The organism is Peribacillus simplex, assembly GCF_001578185.1.
GTDB lineage: Bacteria > Bacillota > Bacilli > Bacillales > DSM-1321 > Peribacillus > Peribacillus simplex_A.
Map to the genome: position 1 here is coordinate 5,084,572 of NZ_CP011008.1, position 14,653 is coordinate 5,099,224.

Annotated in this window: 8 protein-coding genes and 1 pseudogene; 5 read left to right on the forward strand and 4 right to left on the reverse strand. The window is 36.7% G+C overall.

Annotated elements, in window-relative coordinates:
- Positions 1-71: 71 nt before the first annotated feature.
- Complete coding sequence (locus tag UP17_RS23885; RefSeq protein ID WP_061465619.1) at positions 72-3,401, reverse strand: CDP-glycerol glycerophosphotransferase family protein; 3,330 nt, start codon at positions 3,399-3,401, stop codon at positions 72-74.
- Positions 3,402-4,495: 1,094 nt separating this feature from the next.
- On the opposite strand from UP17_RS23885, the gene tagD reads away from it, so the two are divergent.
- From tagD to UP17_RS23905, 4 genes are all read left to right on the forward strand, one after another.
- Positions 4,496-4,894 carry a glycerol-3-phosphate cytidylyltransferase gene (gene tagD / locus UP17_RS23890; protein ID WP_061465620.1) on the forward strand — a complete coding sequence of 133 codons (399 nt, stop codon included), beginning with the start codon at positions 4,496-4,498 and terminating at the stop codon, positions 4,892-4,894.
- On the forward strand, positions 4,887-6,050 hold the full coding sequence (locus UP17_RS23895) for a CDP-glycerol glycerophosphotransferase family protein (protein ID WP_061465621.1): 1,164 nt from the start codon (positions 4,887-4,889) through the stop codon (positions 6,048-6,050). Before tagD ends, UP17_RS23895 begins: the two co-directional genes overlap by 8 nt.
- A 349-nt stretch (positions 6,051-6,399) precedes the next feature.
- Positions 6,400-7,437 carry a C40 family peptidase gene (locus UP17_RS23900; RefSeq protein ID WP_061465622.1) on the forward strand — a complete coding sequence of 346 codons (1,038 nt, stop codon included), beginning with the start codon at positions 6,400-6,402 and terminating at the stop codon, positions 7,435-7,437.
- Between the two features lie 284 nt (positions 7,438-7,721).
- Positions 7,722-8,648: an LCP family glycopolymer transferase gene (locus UP17_RS23905; RefSeq protein ID WP_061465623.1), complete on the forward strand. Its 927-nt coding sequence runs from the start codon at positions 7,722-7,724 to the stop codon at positions 8,646-8,648.
- A gap of 42 nt (positions 8,649-8,690) precedes the next feature.
- Here UP17_RS23905 and UP17_RS23910 read toward each other — a convergent pair whose 3' ends face one another.
- Entirely contained in the window at positions 8,691-10,457 is a 1,767-nt protein-coding gene (locus tag UP17_RS23910) for an LTA synthase family protein (RefSeq protein WP_061465624.1), read from the reverse strand.
- 532 nt (positions 10,458-10,989) lie between these two features.
- On the opposite strand from UP17_RS23910, the pseudogene UP17_RS23915 reads away from it, so the two are divergent.
- Positions 10,990-11,248 (forward strand): annotated as a pseudogene (locus tag UP17_RS23915) (transposase); the annotation flags it as partial.
- 207 nt (positions 11,249-11,455) lie between these two features.
- Here the strand turns inward: UP17_RS23915 and UP17_RS23920 are convergent.
- Positions 11,456-11,938, reverse strand: coding sequence for an SLAP domain-containing protein (locus tag UP17_RS23920; RefSeq protein ID WP_208857035.1), 483 nt, complete (start codon positions 11,936-11,938; stop codon positions 11,456-11,458).
- Between the two features lie 6 nt (positions 11,939-11,944).
- Positions 11,945-14,317 carry a preprotein translocase subunit SecA gene (gene secA / locus UP17_RS23925; protein WP_061465628.1) on the reverse strand — a complete coding sequence of 791 codons (2,373 nt, stop codon included), beginning with the start codon at positions 14,315-14,317 and terminating at the stop codon, positions 11,945-11,947.
- Between the last annotated feature and the right edge of the window lie 336 nt (positions 14,318-14,653).

The window sequence follows — 14,653 nt, forward strand, 5'->3', positions numbered from 1 at the left end:
TGTAGAGGCACATGTTTCGATTAGGCAGCCAGTTTACCAGTTACTTAAAAGCAAAAATACCCTTTAAGGAATCAATCACCAAAAAATTTATCCACGATTCTCTGTGTAGCTTTACCGTCTTCTATTCCACAATACTTCTCTCTAAATAAACTATATCTCTTTTTGTATTGCTTGTTTATTTCATCAATATCGCCAATAGTTTCGATAATCTCTTCAGTTGTTTTTAAAAAAGGACCTGGTGCTTCTTTTTCAAAGTCCATATAGAATCCACGGATGTTATCTCTGTAATCTTCCATATCATAAGTGTAGTACAAAATCGGACGAGCAGTATTAGCAAAATCGAACATTACTGAAGAATAATCAGTAATCAATATATCAGAAATCAGGTAAAGTTCCTGTATATCTGAATAATTGGATACATTTATAACGAAATCCTCAAATTCACTCGGGATGCTGAGATTATTACTTATAACAACATGCATCCTTAACAATAGGACATATTCATCTCCAAGTGCTTCTTTCATTCTTTCTAAATCAAATTTCAACTCAAAAATAAATTTATTATTTTTAGATGTTTGATTATCCCGAAATGTAGGAGCATATAAGATGACTTTTTTTCCTGTTGGTATCTTCAGTTTTTCAATCACGGACTTGGCGGTCATTGAAGCATCTTCCCTATAAAATAAATCATTTCTTGGATAGCCCGTTTCTAATATTTCTCCTTCATATTTGAAAGCACTTCTGAAGGCCTTGGACGCATATGGACTTGGTGATATTAAATAATCCCAAGTTCTCGTTGCACCATGAACCCGATTTAAGTACCCATCGTCTCTTCCTTGTATATTTTCTATATCAAATAGCATTTTTTTCAAAGGGGTACCATGCCAAGTCTGAATATAAGTCGTTTCCTTCCTTTTGCTTAGATAGGTAGGGAAGTTTTGATTATTTATCCAATAGCCGGCTTTAGCTAAATAATAATAGTATTCCGGGCTTAAACGTTTTACCAGCTTCGTATTCTTTCCTTTTATCGGTAAATTACCATTATACACCCAGACTTTTTTATAATTATTGTCCCTTTTCACTAGCTCTTCATATATATACTTGGGGCTATCTGCGAATTGTTTTCCTATTCCACTTTCAAAAAGAATAAGATTCCTGTCAACCGGGATAAGCCTAGACATAATTTTATAAACATTTTTCATAACAGGGAAATACTTTTTACTTTTCCTAAATCGATTAACAAAGAGTTTAACAACCGGATGGTTATATAATTTACTTAGTGAATTTGGATCTTTTTCAGCATGTTGAATCACTTCGAATATCCTTGAATTAGAATGAACATCGCGATATTTAATAAAACGGTCGGCCTTGTCCATATACTTTTTCTTCATGACAAAATCAGACTTGGCATACTCGGCTAAAACACCTAACAATTCATCCAATTCATCAACGATTTCACCCGGAAGATCGTTATCCAAATCCAAATGTGACGGTCTTTTCCCTATAAAACGGTTTCTATCAAATTGATAGTAAATCACCGGTTTATGCAGAAAACTGAAGTCAAAAGCTACACTTGAATAATCCGTAATCATAATCGCACTTTCCTTAATTAATCTTTGGACATCCACTTCACCCTGACTAATTACCCTAACTGGAGCATCTTTAAAATAAGACGTGAATTTCTGCATATTAGGGTGAAGGCAAAAAATGATTTCAAACCCATTATTTTTAGATAAATCATGTAAAACCGGGTGATTCACTAATTTCTGATACCTTTCAAAATACTCGCTTTCCAAAAATATTTCATCGGATGTAATCCAATCTCTCCATGTCGGAATGATCAATAATTGCCGCTTTATTAAAACATCATCCTTAAACAGCGAGTCGAACCTTGACAGTCCCGTTGTGAATACTTCTTTTTCGTTGTACCCAAAATCAGTTACGATCATATCCTTTTCGAAGTCTGAACTTACTAGAAAAACATCCGTACTAAAACCAGAGGTTGCCTTTTTCCCGTAGTTTGCCACCATATTCTTAGTACCCATAACACCATGCTGTAGAAACACCTTAACACCCTTAACACGATTTTTAAATTCAGATGTTCTTAAAGGATATAAATAATCTGGATGATGTGATGAAATAATACGTGTTGATTCCATTGTCTTTTTAATATGTTCCTTTGACTTGAAATAAAGTATATTTCCAAAGGGCTCGACGTTCTTAGCTTCCACAGAACTTTCTTCTATTACATAATACACTTCTTTTTCAGGGTGATTTTCTCTCATATATTTAAAAAAATGATATCCAGTATCCTGGGCTTTATAAGTTCTTTCTCCAATAATCCAGACATCCTTTTTCTTTTTAAATAAACCCAGAAACCGCCTCCACCCCATCATCCTTTTTAAGTATCGATATGTTTCCGTAGGGAAGGTAAACACTTCCAAAGATAAATTAGCTGCTTTAAAGGTATAGTATGGATTGACTATAGCAACTCCATTATCCGAGATAACATCAGTCTTTTTAGTGAATATTTTAGTTCTGGTGGTTGGTCTTCCGACGCGTATCATTTTCGGCTCTTCCTGATCATGCAAATATAATTTCATGTAAATATCATATACATCATCTTCCAAATCCACACTGACCAATTGTTCTAAATCCAAATTCATATCATATATATATCGATTCAGTCCATATTTCTTAATATTCATTTCCTCATTATGAATAAAAGATATATTTGCCTGATATTCTTTGTCACTTTGCCTGCCTTTTACTAGGCTCTCACCTTTTATTATCTTTGAATTCTTGGTGAAGATTTGACCACTAATGTGCATTGTCTTCGATTTGTTGGTGATTTTTTCGATTTGAGACTTAATCGAAATTTCAGGGGTCTTATTGATATAAAGAGATAAATTCCCTTTATTCGTTATAGAGAATATACTTTGTTTATCTTCATAGGTATAAAAACCTAAATTGTTCGTGTATGTTTCCTGAAAACGCCCTAGACGAATTGGATATTCAATATTAACCTGTTCGCATACTTCTACATATTCAGCTTTATGTTCAATATTAAGGATTGATTTTTTGCTTAGATTTTCAACTGGAACGGAAACTTTGATATAACAGTCATAAACAGAATGGGGTTCATCTTCTAATTTTCGGATTAAATCTATTAGATTTATTTCAAACTCAAATTTATGTGAAACCACCGATTCCGCTATTTTAAATTTTTGATCTTCATTTCCCCTAGAATATAGCCATAGTTCTTTCGCACAATAATGTTCTTTTGAAAATTGACCTTTTATAAAGAGCGTATTTTCCTCTTGCACAATGGACAGAACTTGTTTCAACTTAATTTTAGGGGTTTTTATTGCTTTCCTTTTTCTAAGAAGCTTTTTTATCATTTTAGACCACCTATAACAAATTATTTAAATAAATGAATCTTTCATTGCACTTTAAAATCATAAACTTTTTTCGGTTTTTCCTCAATATCAGGTGAAATGTTCATATATTACCCAAATCGCCTTGAATATACAAAATGGAACATTATTGGTTAGCTTATCCTAATAGAACCTTTAAATGTGAGTCCCTTGCAGCTTACATCGAATATTACATATCTTAATTTTTTGATATCGTTTGGGTTGAAAACAACACCTTTACTTCAATCGGCTAAAAGACCAAGTTCTACAAGCCAATGACTGTCCCCTTGAGCACAATGTGTTCGTTGCCAAGGAAGGACCAACGTAAAAATCATTTGCATGTCCTTCCGTTGCCAGCCAGAATAGAAAGGGTATAGCAAAATCAAGATGCTTAATAGCATAGGAGCATTCTTAACATCATAGTTAACGCTTTCAATACAGGAATAGGCTAAATGGGTCTATAAAATGTTCTCCGGTAGGTTTAGAGTCTATACATGACTCATTCATAGATCGAATTTAGTTTTTTAATGACACTTTCAACTTCTATATTATATAACATGGATTTTATGATGTTCTCACCTACAAATGGTAAAATGTGAATGGCTTATTCTAATTACAGCAAGAATAATATTTTTTTGTAATTTTGTTTAGCAATCACCTTTGACTCCAAGTAATAAGAATGGTGTGTGTTTGAAATTATATTAAATACTATTCAATATAAACCATACAATATCTATTTCAATATAAAATATTTTGTATGGACACATTAATATTCCCTCCAGAATAATACAACTTAGTCAACATTTAATTATAGCTTAAAAATTAATATCTACAATTATCATTAAATTAAATAAATGTGGTTTATTTGTAAAAAAATTGTGGTTTATTTGTAAAACTATTAAGTTATAATTAATAGGAGAAAGACTTACTTAAAAACGCATTTGTCTTGCCTTTAAGCAAAAAGCTGAATGCCCTGAAAAGCTGGTTACCTGTTTTATTGTTTCATTTAATATTCTAATAGTCCAAATATATATCCTAATTTGATTAAGGAAATAAAGAGTCTTACAGGAGGAATAAAAATGAAGAAAGTAATCACTTATGGAACCTTTGATTTACTTCATTGGGGTCATATCAATCTATTAAAACGTGCTAAAGATTTAGGGGATTATCTTATCGTTGCCATTTCCACGGATGAATTCAATGCTTTAAAAGATAAAAAGGCTTATCATAGCTTTGAAAACAGGAAGATGATCCTTGAATCAATCCGCTTTGTGGACGAGGTTATACCGGAAGACAATTGGGAACAAAAGAGAGAAGACATCCTTCGTGAAGGGGTAGATATCTTTGTAATGGGAGATGACTGGAAAGGCCAATTCGATGAATTATCTGAAGTTTGTGAAGTGGTCTACCTTCCAAGAACAATTGGCATTTCTACATCCCAAATTAAAGATGACCTTTTACAAGTTACTAATGGCTAAAGAATTCGCGATAGGAATTTACCTTTTTTGTTTTAAGGTTTTATTCTCTATCTTTAAACTTTTCCCTTTACGTGATAAAACGACCTTTGTCACATCATTCGGGGACAACTGCCAATATATAGCGGATGAAATGGACAAGCAGGACATTCCTATTCAAAAAGTATTTTTAATGAAGCCGAGCAGTCATATAGAAGTGAAGGACGATGGAAAAACCATCGTCCTTCCGTTTGAATCTAATAATATCATTGCCTTGATCCAATCGATTTATCACCTCGCTACTTCAAAATGGATCATCATTGATAATTATTTTGGCTTTCTTTCAGCTATTGCATTCAAAAAGCAAGTGAAATGTGTTCAAGTGTGGCATGCGGCCGGTGCCGTTAAGCAATTCGGGGCAAAAGACCCTTCCATTCAAAACCGCTCTGCCCGTGCAAGGACAAGATTTTTAGAGGTATATAAAAAATTTGATTATGTTACGTCAGGTTCAGAGAGAATGGCGGAAATTTATCAAGAAAGTTTTCAATTGCCGACATCCCATATTCTAAGAACCGGGATACCTCGGACTGATTTCTTTTTCAATGATGAATCAAAAAAAACTGCACGCAGTTCGTTGCTAGCCAAATATCCAGAACTTGAGCATAAGAAAATCATTTTATATGCCCCTACATTTCGTAATGACGGCCTGAACAGCGGAGAGATTGCACTCGATTTGGAAATGCTCTACAAGGAACTAAAGGACGAACAATATGCGTTATTACTTAAACTGCATCCAGCTGTAAAAACGGAGGATGATCTACAACATAAATTCCCAGGGTTCGTTTACCCTGTCAAAAGTGAATTTCACGTAAATCAACTGCTGATCAGTACGGATCTTTTAATAACCGATTACTCTTCGATTCCATTTGAATTCTCTTTTTTGGAAAGACCAATGATATTCTTTGCATATGACCTAGAAAAGTATGTAAAGGAACGGGGATTTTGGGAGGATTACGCCTCTTCCATGCCCGGACCGGTGGTATCTACCACTGAAGAGCTTTTAGGGAAAATACGGGTCGCAGATCAATCATTAATGAAGATTGCTCCCTTTAACCAAAAATGGAATCAATACTCCACAGGAAATTCAAGTAGGAATTTAGTTGATTTCCTTTTTAAATAAAGTCAACCCACTTTGTAAAATGAAGTGGGTTTTTAATGTTAAGTGGCAGAATATCAATAACCCCTCATAAAAAGAAGGAAATACCTTCTCAATGTGAAATTAAATGGGACAGGAAATGAATATTCTAAAAATAGCGCTATTTTTACAGGGATTGACAAACAGGAAAGCACGAAGCCACATTGTGAGAAAGGACTCATAATATAGAAAATATTGTAGATTACATCTCTCAAACCTAACCAATATAAACCAGTAAAATACTACTATTTTCCCCTTGTAACAAAAATGTAATATTTTTTAACCCTTTTCATTTGTTAGAATAGGGAAAAAGACATATTCGAGGTGGAAAACCGTGAAAAAAAGTGTAGTCGCATTTTCGACATTAGCCATTTTATCTTCGACTTTTGTTTCTCCTGCCCTTGCCAGTACATATACAGTCAAAAGCGGCGATAACCTAAGTAAAATTGCACAGAAGCATAATACGACAGTAAAAGACTTAAAACAGCTTAATAACTTAAAAACAGACTTTTTGAAAATTAATCAAAAATTAATTACATCCAACTCCAAAACAACATCAAATGCTTCTTCAGTTTCCGTGAAAAAAACTAAAAATACCACATATACCATTGTTTCAGGTGATACCTTAACAAGGATAGCAAACAAGCATAACCTTACACTTGCTGAATTGATGAAATTGAATAACTTGAAATCCGATAGAATTTATGCAGGTGCTAAACTTATCGTATCTAAATCAACCACTACCACTACCATTGATTTACCCAGCAGCTCCAAGCCGTCCAATGTTACACAGACCCCAGCGAATTCAGCTACATACATTGTGGTAAAAGGTGACACACTTTCCGGAATTTCCAGAAAAACCAATTTGACTGTAGCTCAGCTTAAATCTAACAACTCGTTAAAATCCGATTTAATCAGAGTTGGACAAAAACTAAAATTAGGTAAATCGTCAAGTACAGCCCCTGCAGATAAAAATGATGGAAAAGTGGAAGCCCCAAGTTCCGGGAACAAAGTAACCACACTCGTTTCCGAAGCAAAGAAATTAATTGGATCACCTTATTCGTGGGCGGGCGCCTCCCCATCAGGTTTCGATTGCAGCGGATTTATTTACTATACGTTCAAAAAGGCCGGGTATGAAGTTTCCAGGCTATCATCTTCCACATATTATGATATGGGTAAAAGGGTTACTTCACCGAAAAGTGGCGATCTTATCTTCTTTGCAACGGGTTCTAATAAATCAGTTGTAAGCCATATGGGAATCTACTTGGGCGGTGGGCAGTTCATTCATGCCTCAACAAGTAAGGGAGTAGAAATCACTTCTACTTCAAACTCCTATTTCAAGAGCAGAATCATCGGTTATAGAAGTTTATAGGATTTACTTGCAGACTTTCTCTTAAAGCCGAAGTTCATGTAAGAGAATCACATCTTCTTTTTATCTATGGGTATATAATTAACTAATATTCGAATGATTAGGAAGCGAAGGAATTCATTTTCTGTGAATCCTTCGTTTTTTTTGAATAAAAACAGGTAAATATGCACTCTAAGTACAAAAAGAAACTATTCTATTTTTGATTAAAAAAAGGTATAGTTAAAAACATACCGACTAGGTACTTTTTCACATCTTCCATTTAGTGGAATGGTTCAGGGAGGAATTAGATGAGATCCGAACATAAAAAAAAGAAAAAGAAACGCAAATCGTTTAAAATAATCGGCTTCACCCTTCTTATCCTTTTCATTGGCACAGTTGCTTATGGAGCTTCAGTTTATCAATCTTTGGCAGGTGCGATTCAAACTATGCAAGGTACTGCGCATAAAACGGATAAGCGTGTAGATGACATCAAGTTCAAAAGCAAAGATCCATTTTCAATACTAATTCTTGGCGTGGATGAAAGGAAAAATGACAAAGGTCGATCAGATACGATGATTGTCATGACTGTTAATCCTAAACAAGAATCCATTGAATTATTGAGTTTACCCAGAGATACGCGTACAGAAATCATCGGTAAAGGCACAAATGATAAAATGAATCATGCCTATGCCTATGGCGGAGTTTCCATGTCGATAAACACAGTGGAGGCCTATTTGGATATTCCGATTGATTATTACGTCAAAATGAATATGGAAGGCTTTCAGGATATAGTGAATGCCGTAGGCGGTGTCACTGTTGATAATGATATGGACCTTGCCTATAAAGGGTATAATTTTAAAAAGGGCACAATCGACTTAAATGGAAAAGAGGCATTGATTTATTCCCGAATCCGAAAGGAAGATCCCCGCGGGGATTATGGACGGCAAATGCGGCAACGCCAGGTTATCCAAGCCGTCATGAAAAAAGGGGCAAGTCTCTCAACACTTACCAATTATGACGATATTTTCGAGGCACTAGGTAAAAACGTGGAAACCAATTTAAGTTTCAATGAAATGTTGAGTATCCAAAATAACTATAAATCATCCCTTAAAAATATAAAACAATATACTCTTGAAGGTGACAATCAAAAGCTAGATGGCGTTTGGTACAACATTGTTCCAGAAGATATAAAACTTGAAGCCCAGAACCGTGTGAAGAAACATCTGGGATTATAATGGAGAAAGGATGGCTTTTATCAGTCATCCTCTTTTTTTCGGTCAATCCTTCGTTTGTTTAAAATAATCGGTACGTATCACTTGGTCACTCAGATCAACCTCCTTTTGGTCTTCTGGTGAAAATCCTTCGACCTTCCCTTTTCCATTTATTTTCATTTGAGAACCATAATCCCCTTTTAATATCAATGCGTCGCCATCTTCACCATTCAGCATGCTTTCCCCAAAGTATGATGAACTCTTAATATTTAATAAATCGTATAGAGTTGGTAAAATATCGACCTGGCCCCCTACCTTATTAATCGTTCTTCCTTCCATATCCTCCTGAAAGATGATCAACGGAATGGGCATATATTTTTCAATCCACTGCTCATCGCTAATTTTATTCTCGTAATACGCTTCAACTTCTTGTTTATCTTTTAAAAAAAGTCCATCATGATCTCCGTATATGACAATCACGCTGTCTTTCAATTTCCCGTCATCCTTCAGCTTCTTTACGTAATCCCCGATGGCTGAATCCGTATAATGAATTGCTTCGAAATATTTAGTAAGATAGCTGTCCTCTTTTCCAACTTTAGGTTTCAATGTTATCTGTTCCTTCGGTAGCGAAAAAGGTACATGGCTGGTCAGCGTAACGAAAAAAGCGTAATAGGGATTTTTTTTATCTTTTAAGAAATGATAGCTTTGATTGAAGAAACTGCGGTCTCCCAGGCCCATCGATATCATCTCATCCTTCTGCATATCCTCTATTGAAAGATAGTCATCAAACCCTAGCGAGGGATATGCATGCTGCCTATTCCAGAAGTCTTCTTCATCTCCGTGGAAAGCATAACTTTGATAATCCGACTTCTTTAATTCTTTAGCAAGACCCGGAAAATCATTATAAGGGAACCGAAAAAAGGTCGCGCCTTGCTTTAAAGGAAATAAACCGGTATTCACGATCAGCTCTCCGTCAGATGAATTTCCAAATACAGTCTGTGGATATACATGCGGGAAGTACAGACCCTCTTTCGCCAATTCATTCATGAATGGCGTGACCTCCTGTCCGGCACTCTTTTGAAATAGCGGAAACGCCTGTAAAGATTCCACCTGGATGATAATGAGATTCTTCCCTTCCAAAGAGCCTGAAAACGCATGATCCTGCCTGTTCTTTTCATCGAAGTAATCAGAAATGGCCTTCTTTTCTTTCGAAGACATACCATGCCTTCCCGAGTCAGTAAAATAGGCATACGTATCCAATACGTGATGACCGATCGGACCCCAGTTTCGCAAGAAGGTATTCGCCTCATAACGCCGGGTTATATCGACCTTATCGATAAATATATTCTTTACCGGCTTTAGCCCCGCTATCATGAGGAATATTACGGCCGGTACAAGTGCCATATGCTTGAGGGGGTATTTTTTCTTCATGAATGACTCCGCAATTGGAAAGCCTAACAGAAGAAAGATTGAATCCTTCATTTTCATCATACTGAATATACTTTCACCAAGCCCATTCAGATTGCTTTTTTGCATCCACATATAGGAAGTGATAGGTGTCGAGTAATAGCGATAAAACCAAATGTCCCCAAGGAAAAAGGCCATGATCGAAAGAAGGAAGACTGAAAAAATGATGCCCTTTAGGACTCCATTCGGTACGCATTCCTTCAGATAAACAATAAAACCGGCAACGCCGATGATTATCGTAAAAATTCCAATCGAAAGATCATTACCCATCCTATCATTCGTATAAATGAAAAGTATTGCCACGATTAAAATGGACATAATCTCAAATAACCGTTCCTTCAATCGCTGATTCAGATTGTTCTTCATGCTCCTGCCACTTTCCTCTTCATTATTTCCAGGACTTAATTAAGCCTGATTACGGAAGAATACTTATAAATATTACTTAGCGTTGCCATTTATGAGAAACTGCACACAGAAAACAGTATAAATATTTGGCAGTTATCCAACTAGTCTTTAATGTCTTCCTTTAAAAACAAAAAGCCTTCATCGGATGAAGGCCTCAGACTGTAGACAAACTCGATGAAAATCGAGTTTGTCTATTTTTTATGAGTTGTACAATTTGGCAGTTGATTTTCCACTCCAGGCACTCGCTTTCCGCGGGCGGTCGGGGAGCCTCCTCGGCTTTCGCCTGCGGGGTCTCCCCTAGACGCGCTTTTCCCGCAGGAGTCTCGTACCTTCCGTTCCAATCAACTTTGTCTTACCTTTTAGATTAAACACTTTTGCCTGGAGTCATTTTTGTTTTAAAATAGAAGTATTAAAACTTGAGGTGATGAGGATGCTTTCTAAACATGATTCTATTCAGCGAGATCAACTTGAAATGATTACGTTAGATCAAGTGGTTACACGGCATATTTGGCAAACACATGTGGAAGAAGCAGATCATCTGCGTCATCATCAAGATGTAAAAACTATATATGCGAAACGTAAAGAAACGATTGAGCGTGTATTCGCAGATGCAAAAGAAAAGCATGGTATGCGTTGGACAACTTTAAGGGGACTTAAAAAATTGTCGAAGCAGGCGATGCTTACTTTCTTTCGCTGCCATTAATTTAAAGAAGATGGCCAATTGGACATGGCGAGGTCCAAAAATGGCCTAACATAGTGGGCTCGTAGAGCCCCAATCTCCTAACTTCAGGGAAAAATTCAAAGGGAATCTCAAAAAGGGGTTCGGAATTTTTTAATTCCGAACCCCTTTTGTCTACAAACTGAAGCCTTCATCGGATGAAGGCCTTTCAACAGTCTTAATCATTTCTGCGTGTTTTGATTTGGCAGTCCGGCTGCCGCCAATCATAGTGTTTTTCCTACTATCTCTTCCATTCAAAAGCAATCTTCCAATCTTCATCAGGAATCGATTCTGCCAACATATCCCCTTCTTCGAATAAAAACCGCCATGGCATGCTTGAAAGTGCTGGTATCTCACCCAGCTTTGAAAGATCGAAAGCCTTTTTTGCCAATAATTTTCCATTTCCATCCACTAACAGTAAATCCACGATATCAAACAGGACAGCTTTCCCCAATGAATTTTGTAGAAAAGCCACTATGATTACATCATCCTCCACCCTAGTCAGCTTAACACCGGAAATTGAAATTTGATTCGGTTTTAATGCAGGCAGCCTTTGATGGTGGAATTTATATACATATTCCTCTTGCTTGGAAGTTTCCCAATCCTTGTGAAACATTAGGGAAGTATGAACAGTAACATCCGGATTGTGTACGTTATGCCCATCTGAAGCTAAAATATTTTCCCTTTCATTAACCCCTTTATCCCTTTTTCCAAAAAAACTCATCATTCATCACTCCCCAAAAGCAGCTTCGTCTTCCTGATTGCTTTTCATATATTCCATAAAGCCGATGCTAATCTCCGACTCGATTTTACTTAATAGAAGATTGAATTGACTAAGAGCTTCTTTTTCAAACAGCATATATGGGTCCTGTTGACCATAACCGATTAAACCCATTCCTTCCTTCACACTATTCATTTCGTCTAAATGGTTCATCCAATTTGTATCAATATGCTGCAGCATGAAAACACGTAACTGATTTTGCCATTCTGCATCGGCTTGAAAAATTTCAAGTATCGCTTCCAATTCACCTAAAGCATCCAGAGCTTTTCCCTCAACTATATGACCTTCTAAGTCCTGCAAATCACTTGTCTGCCAATCCAACGTCAGGAAAGCAAGGGAAAGCTCTTCAATAAAGGCCGAGTAATCAGGTTCCTCTATATGCTCATGGTAATATTTCACTATGAGCCGACGAATGTATTTTTCGATATATTCAAGTAAAATGGCCGACATCCGTCCAGATTCCAAATCTAGTATCCGGTCTCTCATCGCGTATATGATTTTACTCTGCTCATTTAATGCATGTTCTAACTTCAATAAATGGTAACGGCTTGATTGATGCATCTGCTCTATCGTTTCCTGCACCCTTTTCACGAATTTTTCGGGTGCAGGGCCCACCACCAATCCACTTTCATCCGTTTTGATTTTCTTTATATACCGTTCGAGTTCTTCTTCATCATAGTAATCAAACAAATCATCTTCAAATGAAATGATGAATTGTGTTGAACCTGGATCACCCTGCCTCCCGGAACGTCCCCTAAGCTGCATATCAATCCGATTGCTTTCATGTCGCTCAGTACCGATTATATGAAGGCCGCCCAATTCCTTGACAGCTTCATCCAATAATATATCGGTTCCTCTCCCAGCCATGTTCGTCGCCAGCATCACTTGATATTTTTGGCCGCTATTTGCGATGATTTCCGCTTCATCCGCTTCCGTCTTCGCATTAAGGATTTGATGCTTAATTTTCGCCTTCTCTAAATGAACCGAAATTTTTTCAGATTGCTCAATGGAGGTCGTCCCGATCAAAATAGGTCTACCTTCATTATGAATCCGTTTTACTTCTGTGACGATTTTGTTGATTTTGCTCATTTCATCCTTATAAATTAAATCAATCTCATCAACACGAATAATGGGCTTATTAGTTGGAATTTCAATGACGGGGAGCTGATATATCTCCTGGAATTCCGACTTTGATGGCATGGCACTGCCGGTCATCCCAGATATTGAATGATATAAACGAAAATAATTTTGGACGGTAATCGCTGCCTGTGTTTCATTCTCTTCGGTAATCTCCAAGCCCTCTTTTGCCTCAATTGCTTGATGAAGCCCATCACTGAAGCTTCTACCTTCCATCACCCTGCCTGTGAATTTATCGATTAACGCAATCCTTCCATCCATGACAATGTAGTCCACATCCAATTTCATAATCGCGTGGGCTTTAAGTGCCTGTGTTACATTATGTAATAACTCTTGATGATCCAGTCCATACAGATTGTCGATACCAAAGGCCTCTTCAATCTTCAATGCCCCTCGGTCCGTGAAAAAGGCAGCCTTTGACTCAATGAAAATCTCGTAATCATCATATTCTATAAATGACTTCATGATTTGTGCAGTGATCTGGTGAAGCCCGGTACCATCGCTTGACTTGCCCGCAATAATTAATGGTGTCCTCGCTTCATCAATCAAGATGCTGTCAATCTCATCAACAATGGCAAACCGGTGTCCTCTTTGAACCTTTTCTTCTCTTCGGAAAACCATATTATCACGCAAATAATCAAAACCGAACTCTGTTGCCGTTCCATACGTGATATCCGCCGCATACGCTTCACGTTTTGCAGAAGGCTCCAATTGGGAAATGTTCAAACCGACCGTCATTCCTAGAAATTCATGAATTTGTCCCATTAACTCTTTATCACGTCTTGCCAAATATTCATTGGCAGTAATAATATGGACACCATTCCCGTACAGTGCATGTAAATAGCTTGGTAAAGTAGACACAAGCGTCTTCCCCTCGCCCGTATTCATTTGTGCAATGCCCCCTTCATTCAGGACAAAACCGCCTGCAAGCTGAACATCATGGTGCCTAAGATTCAATACTCGTTTAGAAGCTTCCCTTACTACCGCAAAAGCTTCGATTTGTATATCCCATATATTTTTACCAGCATCCAATACGCTTTTAAATCTATCCTTCATTCCGCTTAATTCTTGATCTGAATAACTTTCATACTTACCCTCTAGTCGATTCACGGCATTAACCAACTTATACATTCTATTCAAGTCTTTAGAGCTTTCGTTGAAGAACTTTTTCATACTGGATAGCATAGGGTTCTCTCTCCTATTATTTCAAATGAACTCTAGTGAAATTATATCAGTTATATATTTACTGTTTATAAATTATTGCCTATATATTGTAATTTATAGAAAAGTTTTTTTCACTTTATTACAATGTCATTTTAAAACTGTATATTCTTTCATTATTCAATGAGTAAAAAAAGGTTCAGGTTACGGTTGGCGGATCATTCGTCAGCTAACATTCTTGGCGATTGCTTTTTCCTTGTTGCACAAACTGGCAATATAGGCAGGCTCTTTACTTTTGCATTCACATAGCGCAGAAATTAATGAATATCATGAAGGGGTTTTTTTATCGATTTTAACAAA

Excerpts from the sequence above, each read along its gene's own strand:
- UP17_RS23920 (WP_208857035.1), bottom strand. The coding sequence starts at position 11,938 with ATGAGTTTTTTTGGAAAAAGGGATAAAGGGGTTAATGAAAGGGAAAAT.
- tagD (WP_061465620.1), top strand. The coding sequence starts at position 4,496 with ATGAAGAAAGTAATCACTTATGGAACCTTTGATTTACTTCATTGGGGT.
- UP17_RS23905 (WP_061465623.1), top strand. The coding sequence starts at position 7,722 with ATGAGATCCGAACATAAAAAAAAGAAAAAGAAACGCAAATCGTTTAAA.
- secA (WP_061465628.1), bottom strand. The coding sequence starts at position 14,317 with ATGCTATCCAGTATGAAAAAGTTCTTCAACGAAAGCTCTAAAGACTTG.
- UP17_RS23895 (WP_061465621.1), top strand. The coding sequence starts at position 4,887 with ATGGCTAAAGAATTCGCGATAGGAATTTACCTTTTTTGTTTTAAGGTT.
- UP17_RS23910 (WP_061465624.1), bottom strand. The coding sequence starts at position 10,457 with ATGAAGAACAATCTGAATCAGCGATTGAAGGAACGGTTATTTGAGATT.
- UP17_RS23885 (WP_061465619.1), bottom strand. The coding sequence starts at position 3,401 with ATGATAAAAAAGCTTCTTAGAAAAAGGAAAGCAATAAAAACCCCTAAA.